Raw genomic sequence first — 12,909 nt, 5'->3', positions numbered from 1 at the left:
GGTAAAGCTCGACGTGACCGCCCCAAGGCCGAACCACAGGGCGTTCGGGTCGTATTGCGTCGAGATCGAGCCGATCAGCAGCACCGTGTCGAGATAGACATGGGGGTTGAGCCATGTCAGCGCCAGGCAGGTCAGCAGGGTGGCCGTCAACGATCCAGCGCCAGCCTCGGCGGCACGCAACGACTCGCCCCCGCGCCAGGCAGCGCGGAAACTGCGCGCGCCATACCACAGAAGGAAGGCCGCCCCGCCATAGCGCAGAGCGGGCGCCGCCCAGGGCATCGCGTCCGAGATCACCGTGAAGCCCGACACCCCGAGCGCGATCAGCACGGCATCCGACAGCGAGCAGGTCAGCACCACCGCGAACACGTGGTCCCGCCGCAACCCCTGGCGCAGCACGAAGGCGTTCTGCGCCCCGATGGCAAGGATCAGGCTGAAGCCGAGATAGAACCCGGCAAAGGCGGCGGTCAGCATGGGCACACTCCGATTGACCGGTCCGGGATAGCCAGACAGAATCATGAGGTCGACTTAATTCTTCTTCTTTGTAATAAGATACTTTTATGAAGATCGATTACGACGCCCTCGCGGCCCTTGCCGCCGTTCTGCGCCACGGTTCCTTCGACGGGGCCGCGTCAGAGCTTGGCCTCACGCAACCGGCGGTGTCCCTGCGCATCAAGTCGCTGGAGGACAAGGTCGGCACCGTGCTGATCCAGCGCGCCCGCCCCTGCACCGCGACCGAGGCGGGCGCGCGCCTGTTGCGCCATGCCGAGGAGGTCGGCCTTCTGGAAAAAGCGCTGGCTGAGGACCTGGGCCAGGCCGCCGGTGGCCCCGCCCGGCCCCTGCGCCTGGCCGTCAACGCCGACAGCCTTGCCACCTGGATCCTGCCCGCGCTGGCCGAGACCGAGGGCTTTCTGTTCGAACTGACCGTAGATGACCAGGATCATTCCGCCGACTGGCTGAAACGCGGCGAGGTTGCCGCCGCCATCACCGCCAGGGCCGCGCCCATCCCGGGCTGCGACTGCATAGCGCTTGGCGCCCTGCCCTACGCGGCCACCTGCGCCCCTGCCTTCGCCGCGCGCTGGTTCCCCGACGGCGTCACCGCCGAGGCCCTCTCGCGTGCGCCCTGCCTGACCTTCAACCGCAAAGACCGGCTCCAGGCGCAGTGGGCCGAGGCCGCCACCGGCCACCGCCTGGCCCTGCCCACGCATTTCCTGCCGACCCCGCAGGGCTTCATCACCGCCGCGAAGCTGGGGATCGGCTGGGGCATGAACCCGGTCGCGCTGGTCAAGGAGGACCTGGCCGCGGGGCGACTGGTGGAACTCCGGCCCGGCCAGCGCCTAAGCACCCCGCTTTACTGGCAGGTCAGCCGCCAGGCCGCGCCAGCCCTGGCACCTCTCACACGGGCCCTGAAACGGCAGGCGGCTTTGTTTCTCGATCGGGACCAATCTGGAAAACCCGGCCAAATTGGCGCGAATTGAACCGATCCGCGCCCATATCTCGCCATGATTGACGCCTAGCCTGTGTCGAAAGAGAAAACCGGGCAAGGCATGAAACAATGGACAGGTTCACAACCGTAATGGCCGAGCTGCTGCGCGCACCGATCGACCCGACGCTGCGCTTCGCGCTTTACTACATCGCCCCCACGATCCTGCTGGCCTTCCTGATCTGGCTGGCGCGCGGGCGTCCGCAACCCTTCCTGGCCTGGCTTCTGCCACGCGCGGTCTACACGCACCGCTCGAACCTGGTGGATATCAAGCTCTTCCTCTCCAACCACATCCTTGGCGTCGTGGGGGTCTTCGGCGCGGTGGTCTTCACGCCGCTGGTGGCCTTCCACGTTCTCGGCACCATCGCGGGGCTTGCGGGGGGCGACTTCGCCCTGCCGCCGATCACCGCCGCCCGCGCGCTCCTGCTGACCTTCATCGTGGTGGTGGTCAACGATTTCTCGAAATACTGGACCCATCGCATCCACCATGAATGGCCCTCGCTCTGGCCCTTCCACGCGGTGCACCATTCCGCCGACGTGCTGACCCCGGTCACCGTGGCGCGCGTGCACCCGGTCGAGGTTCTCATCCGCAACATCATGTCCAGCGTCATCGTGGGCATCGTGCAGGGTATCACCCTTTACGCCCTGATCGGCCAGATCGACCTTGTCGCCATCGGCGGGGCCAATGTCTTCTACGTGGTCTTCAACGCGCTTGGCTCCAACCTGCGCCACAGCCATATCTGGCTCAGCTACGGGCGGATCGTGGAACATGTCCTGATCTCGCCGGCACAGCACCAGATCCATCATTCGGCCGCCAAGAAGCATTTCAACAAGAACTACGGCTCCATCTTCGCCCTATGGGACTGGATGTTCGGCACGCTCTACGTGCCCGACAGCTACGAGGACCTGCGCTTCGGTGTTGCCGACCGCGACGGCAAGATGATCGAGCAACCGCACCCCACCCTGCGCGCGGCGCTCTTCCATCCCTTCGTGGAAAGCTGGCAAGCCCTGCGCGCCCGCTTTGCCCCCGCGCGCCAAACCCCCGAAGAACCCGCCCATCACCACCCGGCGGAGTGATCCCATGACGCGAGGCTTTTCCCTCTGGCTCGACGTGATCCGCGCCCTTGCGGCCTTCACCGTCATCTTCGGCCACATGGCCCATATCCGCTTCACCCGCGGCGACTACTACGTGCTGCGCGAATGGAACGTGGCCTCGGATGCCGTTGTGGTGTTCTTCGTCATCTCTGGTCTCGTGATCGCCTACGCCGCCGAGCGTGACGGCGACCTGCGCACCTATTCCTACAACCGGCTGACACGCATCTTCACGGTGATCGTGCCCGCATTGGCCCTGACGCTGGCCTTCGACGCCATTGGCACCCGGATCACGATGGAGGCCTACCCGCCGGGATATTACCAGGACCTGCCTCTGATCGAGTTCCTCTTTCGCGGCCTCACCCTTACCCCGCAATGGTGGGGGCTTATGGACCCGGTGCGCCTTGGCTCGAACGGGCCGCTCTGGTCGCTGTCCTACGAGGTGGCCTATTACATGCTCTTCGGTGTCGCGCTGTTCCTGCGCGGAGCCCTGCGCATCGTGCTGCTGGCCCTGCTGGCGCTTGCGGCAGGCTTGCCGATCCTGGCACTCATGCCCGCCTGGCTTCTGGGCGTTCTGGTCTGGCGGCGCGTCTCCAACCCCCACACCACACCGATGTCGCTGTCCTTGGCCTGGGCGCTGGCCATCGGCGGTCCTGTCCTGATCGTGCTGACCAAGGCCATGGGCGCGGCAGAGAGCCTCGCCGCCCTGACGCAAGCGGCACTTGCGCCTGCCGATTACCGCATGGTTCTGGGCTATTCGGATGAGGTGCTGTGGAACAGCCTGCTGGCGATCCTCGTGGCGCTGCACCTTCTGGGCGTGGCGAGCCTCATGGCGCGCACCGACTGGCACGAGAACGCCCGGGCCGCACGCGCGATCCGCTGGCTCGCGGGGGGCAGCTTCTCGCTCTACGTCATGCATTACCCCGCGCTGCAACTGCTGGACGCGGCCCTGCCCGAAAGCATGCCGCTCTATGATCTGTGGCTTCTCGGCCTGACGCTGGCGATCTGCTTTATCTTCGCCGCCGCATTCGAGCGGCCCCTGAAGCTCTATCGCCACTGGCTGACCCGGCTGATGCCGCAACGCAGGGCGCAGGTCCCGGCAGAATAGCCACGGCTCCCCTTGGATATGAAAAGGCCCCCGGCAAAGCTGCGCGGGGGCCTTTTTCATCATTCTGTCTGCACGGGGGGTGTACAGGGGGTGTACGCCCGGTGCACGGGGGGCACCCCCCTCTTTTTCAGCCTGCGAGCTGCTCCATGATCTCGTCGGAGATCTCGAAATTCGCGGTCACGCGCTGCACGTCGTCATCGTCTTCGAGCACTTCGATCAGCTTCATCAGCTTCTGTGCGCCATCGAGATCGAGCGCCGTCGTCGTGGTCGGCTGCCAGATGAGTTTCGCGGTTTCCGACTCGCCCAGGGCCTCTTCCAGCGCGGTCGAGACCTCGTTCAGATCGGTGTCGGCGCAGGTGATGACATGGCCCTCTTCGGAGCTCTCCACGTTCTCGGCCCCCGCCTCGATCGCGGCTTCCATCACGGTGTCCTCGTCGCCGGCAGACAGCGCGTAAACGATCTCACCCTTGCGTTCGAACATGAAGGAAACGGACCCGGTTTCGCCGAGGTTTCCGCCATGTTTTCCGAAGGTTGAGCGCACGGTCGATGCGGTGCGGTTGCGGTTGTCGGTCATCGCTTCGACGATCACGGCAACGCCGCCGGGGCCATAGCCCTCGTAGCGGATTTCCTCGTAATCATCCCCGCCCGCGGCCTGGCTCTTGTCGATTGCGCGCTGGATCACGTCCTTGGGCACCGAGTTCGTCTTGGCTTCCTTGACCGCCAGGCGAAGGCGTGGGTTCTTGTCGGGGTCGGGATCGCCCATCTTGGCGGCCACGGTGATTTCCTTGGCCAGCTTGGAAAACAGTTTCGACCGCGCGGCGTCCTGACGCCCCTTGCGGTGCTGGATGTTCGCCCATTTTGAATGGCCTGCCATCACACGCCTCCTCAGTACCTTGATCGGCGGCGTTCTACTGCAAGGCAAAGGCAACACGCAAGCAGGGTTTCACGCCGCCGCCGACCGCGCGAGTGCCGCTTTCAAACGTCATGGCCCTTGGGCGCATGGGTTAGGGTGCGGGCTGCAACTCCGAAAGGACCGGACCCATGATGATCTATCCCACCATCGAGCTACAGAACGGCCGCTGCGTCAGCCTGCATCGCGGTCGGATCGAAGAACCGCAGATCTGGCACGTTGACCCGATCGCCAAGGCCCGTGGCTTTGCGGCAGACGGGGCCGAGTGGCTGCACGTCACCGACCTGGATTGGGTTGCCGGCGGCGCGGGCAGTGCAGAGATCGTCCAGGACATCATCCGGCACGCGGGCATCCCGGTGCAGATCGGCGGCGGCTTCCGCAGCCTCGACGCGATCTCGGCCTGGATCGAGAAGGGCGCCGGCCGGATCGTTGTCAGCTCTCTGGCGGCCTCCAACCCCGAGGTCGTCAAGCAGGCCGCCAAGCTCTATCCCGACCAGATCGTCGTCGCCGTCGATGTCTTCCAGGGCAAGCTGATGACCAATGGCTGGCGTGACACCGCCGCCATTACACCGGCAGATTTCATCGCAGCCTTCGACGAAGACCCGCTGGCCGCCTTCGTCATCACCGATATCGACGCCGATATTGCCGATAGCGACGGCTCGCTCGGGGTCATCTCGCAGCTGGCCGACGGTGCCCGCGCGTCGGTCATCGCGCGCGGCCTGTCGCGCAGCCTCGATGATATCGCGCGGCTGAAATACGTGCCCCATATCGCGGGCGCGATCATCGGGCGGGCGCTCTTCGACAAGACCATTGCACTCAGCGATGCGCTGGCCGTCGCCAAGGCCCGCCCGGGCCCGACCGCGGACTTCATCTGAGCCCGTGACAGCCCCGGTCATGGCGCGCTAAGACTGCGCCATGACCACTGACCAGATCCTTCTTTTCTCGCTTTTCGGTATCGTCTTCGGCCTGCTTTTGTGGGGCCGCTTCCGCTATGACCTGGTGGCCTTCGGGGCGCTCATGGTGGCGGTCCTGCTCGGGCTGGTTCCGGCCAGCGAGGCATTCGCCGGCTTCGGCCACCCCGCAACGCTGGTCGTGGCGCTGGTGCTTGTGGTCTCTGCCGGGCTGGTGCGCTCGGGGGCGGTGTTCCTGATCACGAGGACCTTGGTGGATGCCAGCCGCTCGCTCGGCACCCATATCGCGATCATGGGCGGCGTGGGCGGGGTGCTGTCGGCCTTCATGAACAACGTGGCGGCGCTGGCGCTGCTCATGCCCGTCGATATCGCCACCGCGCGCAAGGCCGGCCGCAGCCCGGGCCTGTCGCTGATGCCGCTTTCCTTCGCCACGATCCTGGGGGGCATGGTCACGCTGATCGGCACGCCCCCCAACATCATCATCGCGGCGATCCGCGAAGACGCCCTCGGCGCGCCCTTCGGCATGTTCGATTTCGCCCCCGTGGGCGGGGCTGCGGCCATCGCCGGTCTCGCCTTTGTAGCCTTTATCGGCTGGCGCTTTATCCCGGTCCGCGATTCCGGCGTGGGCGGTGACGCGCTTGGCGAGCTGGAACCCTATATCTCGGAACTGACCATCCCCGATGACAGCAAGCTGGCGGGCAAGCACCTGCGCGACCTGCTGGAGCCTGCCGAGAAAGCCGACGTGGCGATCCTCGGGCTTGTGCGCGACGGCAAGCGGCGCTTTGGCATGGGGCGTAACCTGGTGCTGAAATCGGCTGATATCCTGGTGCTGGAGGCGGTGCCCGAGGCGCTGGATGAATTTCGCACCGCGATGAAGCTCGACTTCGCGCCCGAGGGCCACCCGATCGAGGACGCCGTGGGCGAAGGGGTGAGCCTGATCGAGATGGTGGTCACCGCCGAAAGCCGCATCGCGGGCCGGACCGCGCAGGCCATCGGGCTTGGCTGGCGCAAGCGCACGGTCCTGATGGGCATCTCGCGCAAGGGCCAGCGCATGACCAAGCGGCTGCGCCAGACCATCATTCAACCGGGCGACATCCTGCTCTTGCTGACGCCATCTGACACGGGCGAGGACGTGGTGGACTGGCTTGGCGGGCTGACGCTGGCCGACCGGGGGCTGTCGGTCACCCGCGACAGCAAGACCTGGGCGGCGATCGGCTTCTTCGCGGGCGCGGTCATCGCGGCTTCGCTCGGGCTGGTCTACCTGCCGATTGCGCTTGGGCTGGTCGTGGTGGCCTACGTCCTGTTCAAGATCCTGCCGCTGGCCGAGATCTACGACCATATCGAATGGCCGGTCGTGGTGCTGCTCGGCTCGATGATTCCCCTTGGGGCGGCACTGGAGGCGTCGGGCGGGACCGAGCTTCTGGCGCAGGGGCTCGTGTCGATCAGCGCAGGCTGGCCTGCCTGGGGCACGCTGACGCTGCTCATGGTGGTGACCATGACACTGAGCGACGTGCTGAACAACACCGCAACGGCCATTGTCGCGGCCCCCGTGGGCATCCGCATGGCCGAAGCGCTGGAGGTGAACCCCGACCCGTTCCTGATGGCCGTCGCGGTCGCCGCCTCGGCAGCCTTCCTGACCCCGATCGGGCACAAGAACAACACGCTGGTGCTTGGCCCCGGCGGCTACGGCTTTGGGGATTACTGGCGCATGGGCCTGCCGCTGGAAATCATCGTGATCGGCGTCTCGATCCCGACCATCCTGCTGGTCTGGCCGCTCTGATCCGGGCGTGGGAGCGGGCGCTGCCTCGACGCAGCGCTACGGCCCGCCCGCGGGCCGGTTTCCACGCTGATCCCGCAGCCCGGCCAGGTTGTTCAGGCTCAGCGCCCCCAACACCACGGCCCCACCCGTCAGGGTCCAGGCCCCCGGAAACTCGCGCAGGACCAGCCAGACGAGGAGCGGACCGAAAACCGCCTCCAGCAGCATGATCAGCGACACGTCGGCAGGCGGCAGGTAGCGCGGCCCAAGGCTGAGAAGCGCGGTTGCCCCCGGCGTGACCACGAGCGCGATAAGCGCCACGAAGGGCGCGGAGGTGGCGGGCACCGCAAGACCCGGCGCAAGCAGCAGCGCCGCACAGGCCGCGACGGCCCCCGCAATCGCCATGGCTGGCACCATGGAGAGCGACCGCTTCTGCCCCGCGATGGCAAAGATCACCGCCCAGGACAGCGCCGTCACCATGGCGGCGAGATCGCCCAGAAGATCGCCCTGGCCGCCCCCTGCGCTGCCCAGGGCAATCAGCCCGATCCCGCCGAGCACGGCAAGGATGGTGGCCTTAGTGCGCCCGGGTACGGGTTGACCCAGGACGAACCGGGCGATGAGCGCCGAAAAGACCGGCATGGTGGCGAGGATGAACAGCGTGTTGGCCGCCAGCGTGTGCCCGACCGAATAGAGAAAGCTCACATTGCCGATCGTGTAGCTGAGCCCGATGGCAAGCCCGGCCAGCCCCACCCCCCGGAAGGCCCGCAGCGCCGCCCGACCGCGGCTCGCCACCAGCCAGAGCGTGATCATGCCGGCCATGCCCAGGCCCCGCCAGAACATCAGCGTCCATTCCGGCACGCCCGCCAGCCGGATCAACAGCACGTCGGGCGACAGGATCAGAACGCCTGTCAGCGTGATGAGAAGCCCCTTGGCATAGTCGCTCACGCAGCTCTCCTCACAGCGTCCAGACCAGGGGGATGGCGAGGCTCACGACAAGGCCGAGGCTGAGGTTGAGCGGGATGCCGATCTTCATGAAATCGGTAAAGCGATAGCCGCCCGGACCGTAGACGAGCATGTTGGTCTGGTAGCCGATCGGGGTGGCGAAACTGGCCGAGGCCGCGATCATCACGGCAATGACCAGCGGACGCGGATCGACCCCGATGGCGGTGCCAAGCCCGATGGCCACCGGCGTCACCACCACGGCCACCGCGTTGTTCGACACAAGCTCGGTCAGGACCGAGGTGATGAGGTAGATGACCCAGACCAGCACGAAGGGCGGAAGGTCCGACAGCCAGGGGGCGAAGGCCTCGACCACCAGGGCGACCGCGCCGGTATGTTCCAGCGCCGCGCCGATGGCGAGCATGGCGAAAATGAGCGCCAGAAGCCGCCCGTCAACGAAGGAAAACGCCTCTTCCGCGTCGATGCAGCGCGTGATGAGAACCACCGCGACGGCCAGCACGGAAAGCAGGAAGATCGGCGCCACCCCGAAGGCGGCCAGGACCACGACCCCGGCCATGGCGACCAACGCAATCGGGGCGTGTCCGCGCCGGTAGGCACGTTCGGTGGGGGCGGTGATATCGACAAGGTCCATGTCGGCGGCCAGGCGCTGAATATCGGCGGGATCGCCCTCCAGCAGCAGCGTGTCCCCAACCCGCACGATCAATTCGTCAAGCTGGCGGCCGATATTCTGGTTCCGGCGGTGAACTGCCAGCGGGTAGACACCGTAGCGTCGGCGCAGGCGCAGCGACCCAAGCGAGCGCCCCACCATGCGGCAACCGGGTGAGATCAGCACTTCGACCGTGGTGGTCTGAACCGAGCTGAGCTTGTCGATGGTGCGCAGATCCTTGCTTTGTTGCAGGCCCAGGACCTCGGCCATGTCGGTGCGCAGGACCACCCGATCCCCCTCGGCCAGAACGACCCCGGCCATATTCCGGCGCAACGAGGCGTCGCCGCGCAGCACGTCGATCAGGCGCACGCCTTCGCGCTTGAAGAGATCCACCTCGTTGACGTTCTGGTCAATGAGCGCGCTGCCTGCCGGGATCGCCACCTCGGTAAAGAACTTCATCCGCTTGCGCCCGGTCAGCATGTCCGCCATCGAACTGCGTTCGGGCAACAGGCGCGGACCGACAAGCGTCATGTAGGCCATGCCGTAAAGCACCACGACGAGCCCCATCGGCGTCACTTCGAAGATGCTGAACGGCGCCATCCCCTGCGTACGCGCCACGCCATCGACCAAAAGGTTCGTCGACGTGCCGATCAGCGTCAGCGTGCCCCCCATGATCGCGCCATAGGACAGGGGGATGAGCAGCTTGGAGGCGGGCCGCCCGAGCGACCGGGCGATCTGCACGAAGACAGGGATCATGACCACCACGACGGGCGTGTTGGACACGAAGGCCGAGGCGACCACCACGAAACCGAGAAGCGCCGCCAGGGCGACCCTTGGCTGTGTCTTGGCGCGGGCCTCGGCGAACTTGGTAAAGCCCGCCAGCGCGCCCGTGCGCACCAGTGCCCCCATGACGATGAACCTCGCCGCGATGGTCCAGGGGGCCGGGTTCGACAGCACGGCCAGCGCATCTTCATAGGGCAGAAACCCCGCCGCAAGCAGCGCCGAGGCGCCTGCGATGGCCACGACTTCGGTCGGGAAGGTTTCCCGGATGAACAACACGAACATCACGGCCACGACCGCCAGCGTCAGCAGGCCCTGCGTGGTAGGTGAAAGAAACTCGGCAAGCATGGGCAATCCCGTCCCGAAAGGTCAGCCGCCATCATCCCCGAGCGCGCGGCCCGCGGCAAGAGGCTGCTTGGGGCGCGGCTGAACCAGCGCGACCCCTGCCAGCATCACCGCGAAAGCCGCCCAGACCCAGATCGAATAGCGTTCCCCAAGCAAGAGCCACGACCAGCCGACGCTGAACCCGGTCACCAGATAGGAAATCTGCACCGCGAAGACCGGCCCGCCGCGCCCGACCAGCCAGACATAGCCCGCATAGCTGAGCGCGTGGGAGGTGGACGAGACCACCACCGCGAGGTCGGGCATGCCATAGGGCGGCAGCGGTGAAATCCACTCGCCTGACCAGATCGCCAGCGGGAAGGCCATCACGATCCCGACCAGGGAGGCCCCGAAAAGCACCTGCACAGCGTCCAGTTCCTGCGGCTGGTGGCGGGCGACGAAATTGCCCTCGAAGGCATAGAATGCCGGGGCGACAAGCCCCACGGGCAGCCAGACCAGCACCGCCCTGTCCGGCAGGCTCGTATCGGGCAGCGCGATCATGGCCATGGCCACCAGCCCCAGGCAGAGCCCGGCGAAGCGCAGGGCCGAAAAGCGGTCATTGCCCCAGGCCAGCGCGATCGGGAAGGCGATCATCGGCACGGTGGCGATGCAGAGCGCCAGTATGCCGCCGGGCAGGTGAATGGCCGCCGTGTAGCTGGCCGTGTTTGGCAGAAGCGTGCCGATCAGCGCGATGATGACGTAAAACCGCAGCGCGCGCGGGGTCACCGGCAAGCCCCGCCCCCTCAGCCCGTTGATCGCACCCAGGACAGCCGCGCCGATCACGAATTGCCAGAAGATGATGCCGATATGGCGATAGTCCTCGCTGACCGCGATCTTGCCCATCGGAATCGAGATGCCCCAGCCCATTGCGCAGGCCAGCAGAACGGCCATAAGCCAGAGCTTCTCAGAGCGCGCCATCCGGCCCCGATTGCTGCAAGCGCCCGCCAATCCGGACCGGGGCGACCCTCACCGCCTTGCCTGTCCTGTCATCGGTTTCCACGAAGACGCCCGACAGGGTCGCCTCGCCGCGCGCGGGCGTGAAACGGTCCTTCGGCATGCCGGTGATGAAGCGGCGCAGGGGCTCGTCCTTTTCCATGCCGATGACGCTGTTGTAATCGCCGCACATCCCGGCATCGGTCATGTAGGCGGTGCCGCCGGGCAGGATCTGCGCATCGCTCGTGGGCACATGGGTATGAGTTCCCACCACAAGGCTCGCCCGCCCGTCGCAGAAATGGCCCGTGGCCATCTTCTCGGAGGTGGCTTCGCAATGGATGTCGATGAGGATGGCACTGGCCAGCCCGCCAAGAGGGTGACTGCGCAGAACACCTTCCACCGCCGAGAACGGGTCCGAGAAGGGTCGTTTCATGAAGACCTGCCCCAGGGCCTGCATCACCAGCACCTTCTTGCCCGACGCTGTCTGAAACAGCTGATGCCCCCGCCCCGGCGCCGACTTGGCGTAGTTCAGCGGGCGCACGATCCGCGGCTCTTTCTCGATGAACTGCAGCATGTCGCGCTGGTCGAAGGCGTGATCGCCAAGCGTCAGGCAATCCACGCCCGCATTCAGCATCACCTGCGCATGGCTTTGCGACAGGCCGTGACCCGACGTTGCGTTTTCGCCGTTCACCACGACGAAATCGAGCCGCCAGTCCTGTTTGAGCCGGGGAAGCGTATCACAGACGGCAGCGCGGCCCGCGCGCCCCATCACATCGCCAAGAAAAAGCAATCTCATGGCGACAGGCTTAGGGCGTTCCGCGAAGGGCGGCAAGGGCGAGTCGCGCTATCCCTCGTCGCGCACGGTGTAGCTGGCGGCGTAGCTGACGGGAAAGGAAACAGAGCGCGCGATGAAGCAGACCTCGTGGATACGTGGATGGATACTGTCCGCGGCCTCCGGGTCAGAGCCGGGTGCAAGCGTGATATGCGGGCGCAGGGTGGCCGATAGGAACCGGCCCGCGCCGGAGGGCAGGCTTTCGCCCACGGCCAGCGGATCGTCCTCGTAGCCTTCCACCACGATCCCCGCGTCGCTGGCAAGGTGCAGGAACCATAGCATGTGACAGGCCGAAAGCGCGGCAATCAGCATGTCCTCGGGGTTGTGAAGCGTCGGGTCGCCGCCGAGCAGCGGATCGTTCGAGCAGTTGATCACCCGCTTGCCCGGCGTCTCCACGTTCCAGGTCCGGTCGTAGCCGCGATAGCTGGCCGTGCCCTGCCCCCGGTTTCCCGTCCAGACGATCCGCGCGGTGTAGTCGTGATTGGCCATGGATGCCCCCCCTTTTCCGCGCGCAGGCTAGCGCGAGTTTGGGGCTGGCGCATCCCCCTTCAGGGGCGGAAAACGCCCGCCTCCGTCACCACTGCATCCAGCAACTGGTCCGTGGGCTCCACCACCAGGCCCTCCAGTTCCTGCGCGGCGTAGGCGAAGCCGATGGCCAATGTAGGGCGCTTGGCACGCAGCTGTTCCAGAGTGCGGTCATAGAAGCCACCGCCATAGCCCAAGCGGTTGCAGCCACGGTCGAAGGCCACGAGTGGTGCGATGACGATCTCGGGTTCCAGCCAGTCGCCGCCCTCCGGCACCCGCGCGCCGAAGGGTCCATCGACCAGACGACAACCCGGCCGCCACTCGCGGAACCTCAGCGGCTGGCCATTGGCCTCGATCACCGGCACGCAGATGCGGTTGGCCTCGGCCAGTGCAGTCATCGCCAGAGTCGGGTCAAGCTCTGTCCGCATGGCCATGTAGGCGGCGATCACCTTGTCCTGAACCGCGCCGATCTCGGCCAGAAGCGCGGCATTGGCGTCTGCGACAGAGGCCCGTTCATAGGCTTCGGCACGGGCGGTGAAGGCTTTCTTGCGCAGGGCGGCCTTTCGGGCGGTCAGGTCCATTGCGGTGTTTCTCT

The 12,909-nt window shown here is 66.2% G+C and carries 13 protein-coding genes; 5 read left to right on the top strand and 8 right to left on the bottom strand.

Annotated features, from left to right (window positions below):
- On the bottom strand, positions 1-471 hold a 471-nt coding region (locus tag ACEQXV_RS14065), incomplete at its 3' end, for a LysE/ArgO family amino acid transporter (protein WP_370269726.1).
- Between the two features lie 86 nt (positions 472-557).
- Between ACEQXV_RS14065 and ACEQXV_RS14060 the strand changes: the two genes are divergently transcribed.
- The 3 genes from ACEQXV_RS14060 (at position 558) to ACEQXV_RS14050 (ending at position 3,680) form a co-directional block, all read left to right on the top strand.
- Entirely contained in the window at positions 558-1,475 is a 918-nt protein-coding gene (locus ACEQXV_RS14060; RefSeq protein WP_370269724.1) for a LysR family transcriptional regulator ArgP, read from the top strand.
- Positions 1,476-1,552: 77 nt separating this feature from the next.
- Positions 1,553-2,557 (top strand): sterol desaturase family protein, encoded by a 1,005-nt coding sequence (locus tag ACEQXV_RS14055; RefSeq protein WP_370269723.1) that lies wholly within the window; start codon positions 1,553-1,555, stop codon positions 2,555-2,557.
- Between the two features lie 4 nt (positions 2,558-2,561).
- Complete coding sequence (locus ACEQXV_RS14050; protein ID WP_370255272.1) at positions 2,562-3,680, top strand: acyltransferase family protein; 1,119 nt, start codon at positions 2,562-2,564, stop codon at positions 3,678-3,680.
- 127 nt (positions 3,681-3,807) lie between these two features.
- Here the strand turns inward: ACEQXV_RS14050 and ACEQXV_RS14045 are convergent, their stop codons facing one another.
- Entirely contained in the window at positions 3,808-4,554 is a 747-nt protein-coding gene (locus ACEQXV_RS14045; protein WP_370255271.1) for a YebC/PmpR family DNA-binding transcriptional regulator, read from the bottom strand.
- Positions 4,555-4,721: 167 nt separating this feature from the next.
- On the opposite strand from ACEQXV_RS14045, the gene ACEQXV_RS14040 reads away from it, so the two are divergent.
- Positions 4,722-5,465 (top strand): HisA/HisF-related TIM barrel protein, encoded by a 744-nt coding sequence (locus ACEQXV_RS14040; RefSeq protein ID WP_370255269.1) that lies wholly within the window; start codon positions 4,722-4,724, stop codon positions 5,463-5,465.
- Positions 5,466-5,505: 40 nt separating this feature from the next.
- Positions 5,506-7,281, top strand: a complete 1,776-nt coding sequence (locus tag ACEQXV_RS14035; protein WP_370255267.1) for an SLC13 family permease — start codon at positions 5,506-5,508, stop codon at positions 7,279-7,281.
- Positions 7,282-7,317: 36 nt separating this feature from the next.
- Here the strand turns inward: ACEQXV_RS14035 and ACEQXV_RS14030 are convergent, their stop codons facing one another.
- Genes ACEQXV_RS14030 through ACEQXV_RS14005 form a run of 6 tightly spaced genes read right to left on the bottom strand, consistent with a single transcriptional unit; the run spans position 7,318 to position 12,895 of the window.
- Complete coding sequence (locus ACEQXV_RS14030; RefSeq protein ID WP_370269721.1) at positions 7,318-8,202, bottom strand: DMT family transporter; 885 nt, start codon at positions 8,200-8,202, stop codon at positions 7,318-7,320.
- A gap of 10 nt (positions 8,203-8,212) precedes the next feature.
- Positions 8,213-9,991 carry an SLC13 family permease gene (locus tag ACEQXV_RS14025; RefSeq protein ID WP_370269720.1) on the bottom strand — a complete coding sequence of 593 codons (1,779 nt, stop codon included), beginning with the start codon at positions 9,989-9,991 and terminating at the stop codon, positions 8,213-8,215.
- A gap of 21 nt (positions 9,992-10,012) precedes the next feature.
- Positions 10,013-10,942, bottom strand: a complete 930-nt coding sequence (locus tag ACEQXV_RS14020; RefSeq protein ID WP_370255263.1) for a DMT family transporter — start codon at positions 10,940-10,942, stop codon at positions 10,013-10,015.
- Positions 10,929-11,753 carry a TIGR00282 family metallophosphoesterase gene (locus ACEQXV_RS14015; RefSeq protein WP_370255262.1) on the bottom strand — a complete coding sequence of 275 codons (825 nt, stop codon included), beginning with the start codon at positions 11,751-11,753 and terminating at the stop codon, positions 10,929-10,931. The genes ACEQXV_RS14020 and ACEQXV_RS14015 overlap by 14 nt, the downstream gene beginning before the upstream one ends.
- 48 nt (positions 11,754-11,801) lie before the next feature.
- Positions 11,802-12,278 carry an OsmC family protein gene (locus tag ACEQXV_RS14010; RefSeq protein WP_370255261.1) on the bottom strand — a complete coding sequence of 159 codons (477 nt, stop codon included), beginning with the start codon at positions 12,276-12,278 and terminating at the stop codon, positions 11,802-11,804.
- A 59-nt stretch (positions 12,279-12,337) separates the two neighbouring features.
- Entirely contained in the window at positions 12,338-12,895 is a 558-nt protein-coding gene (locus ACEQXV_RS14005) for a 5-formyltetrahydrofolate cyclo-ligase (protein ID WP_370255260.1), read from the bottom strand.
- Between the last annotated feature and the right edge of the window lie 14 nt (positions 12,896-12,909).

The organism is Nioella sp. (assembly GCF_964229645.1).
GTDB lineage: Bacteria > Pseudomonadota > Alphaproteobacteria > Rhodobacterales > Rhodobacteraceae > Nioella.
The sequence above is the reverse complement of the archived record's forward strand: the minus strand, read 5'-3'. Positions and strand labels throughout refer to the sequence as shown.

Coding starts and splice junctions, on each gene's coding strand:
- ACEQXV_RS14060 (WP_370269724.1), top strand. CDS start 558: ATGAAGATCGATTACGACGCCCTCGCGGCCCTTGCCGCCGTTCTGCGC.
- ACEQXV_RS14055 (WP_370269723.1), top strand. CDS start 1,553: ATGGACAGGTTCACAACCGTAATGGCCGAGCTGCTGCGCGCACCGATC.
- ACEQXV_RS14050 (WP_370255272.1), top strand. CDS start 2,562: ATGACGCGAGGCTTTTCCCTCTGGCTCGACGTGATCCGCGCCCTTGCG.
- ACEQXV_RS14045 (WP_370255271.1), bottom strand. CDS start 4,554: ATGGCAGGCCATTCAAAATGGGCGAACATCCAGCACCGCAAGGGGCGT.
- ACEQXV_RS14040 (WP_370255269.1), top strand. CDS start 4,722: ATGATGATCTATCCCACCATCGAGCTACAGAACGGCCGCTGCGTCAGC.
- ACEQXV_RS14035 (WP_370255267.1), top strand. CDS start 5,506: ATGACCACTGACCAGATCCTTCTTTTCTCGCTTTTCGGTATCGTCTTC.
- ACEQXV_RS14025 (WP_370269720.1), bottom strand. CDS start 9,991: ATGCTTGCCGAGTTTCTTTCACCTACCACGCAGGGCCTGCTGACGCTG.
- ACEQXV_RS14020 (WP_370255263.1), bottom strand. CDS start 10,942: ATGGCGCGCTCTGAGAAGCTCTGGCTTATGGCCGTTCTGCTGGCCTGC.
- ACEQXV_RS14015 (WP_370255262.1), bottom strand. CDS start 11,753: ATGAGATTGCTTTTTCTTGGCGATGTGATGGGGCGCGCGGGCCGCGCT.
- ACEQXV_RS14010 (WP_370255261.1), bottom strand. CDS start 12,278: ATGGCCAATCACGACTACACCGCGCGGATCGTCTGGACGGGAAACCGG.
- ACEQXV_RS14005 (WP_370255260.1), bottom strand. CDS start 12,895: ATGGACCTGACCGCCCGAAAGGCCGCCCTGCGCAAGAAAGCCTTCACC.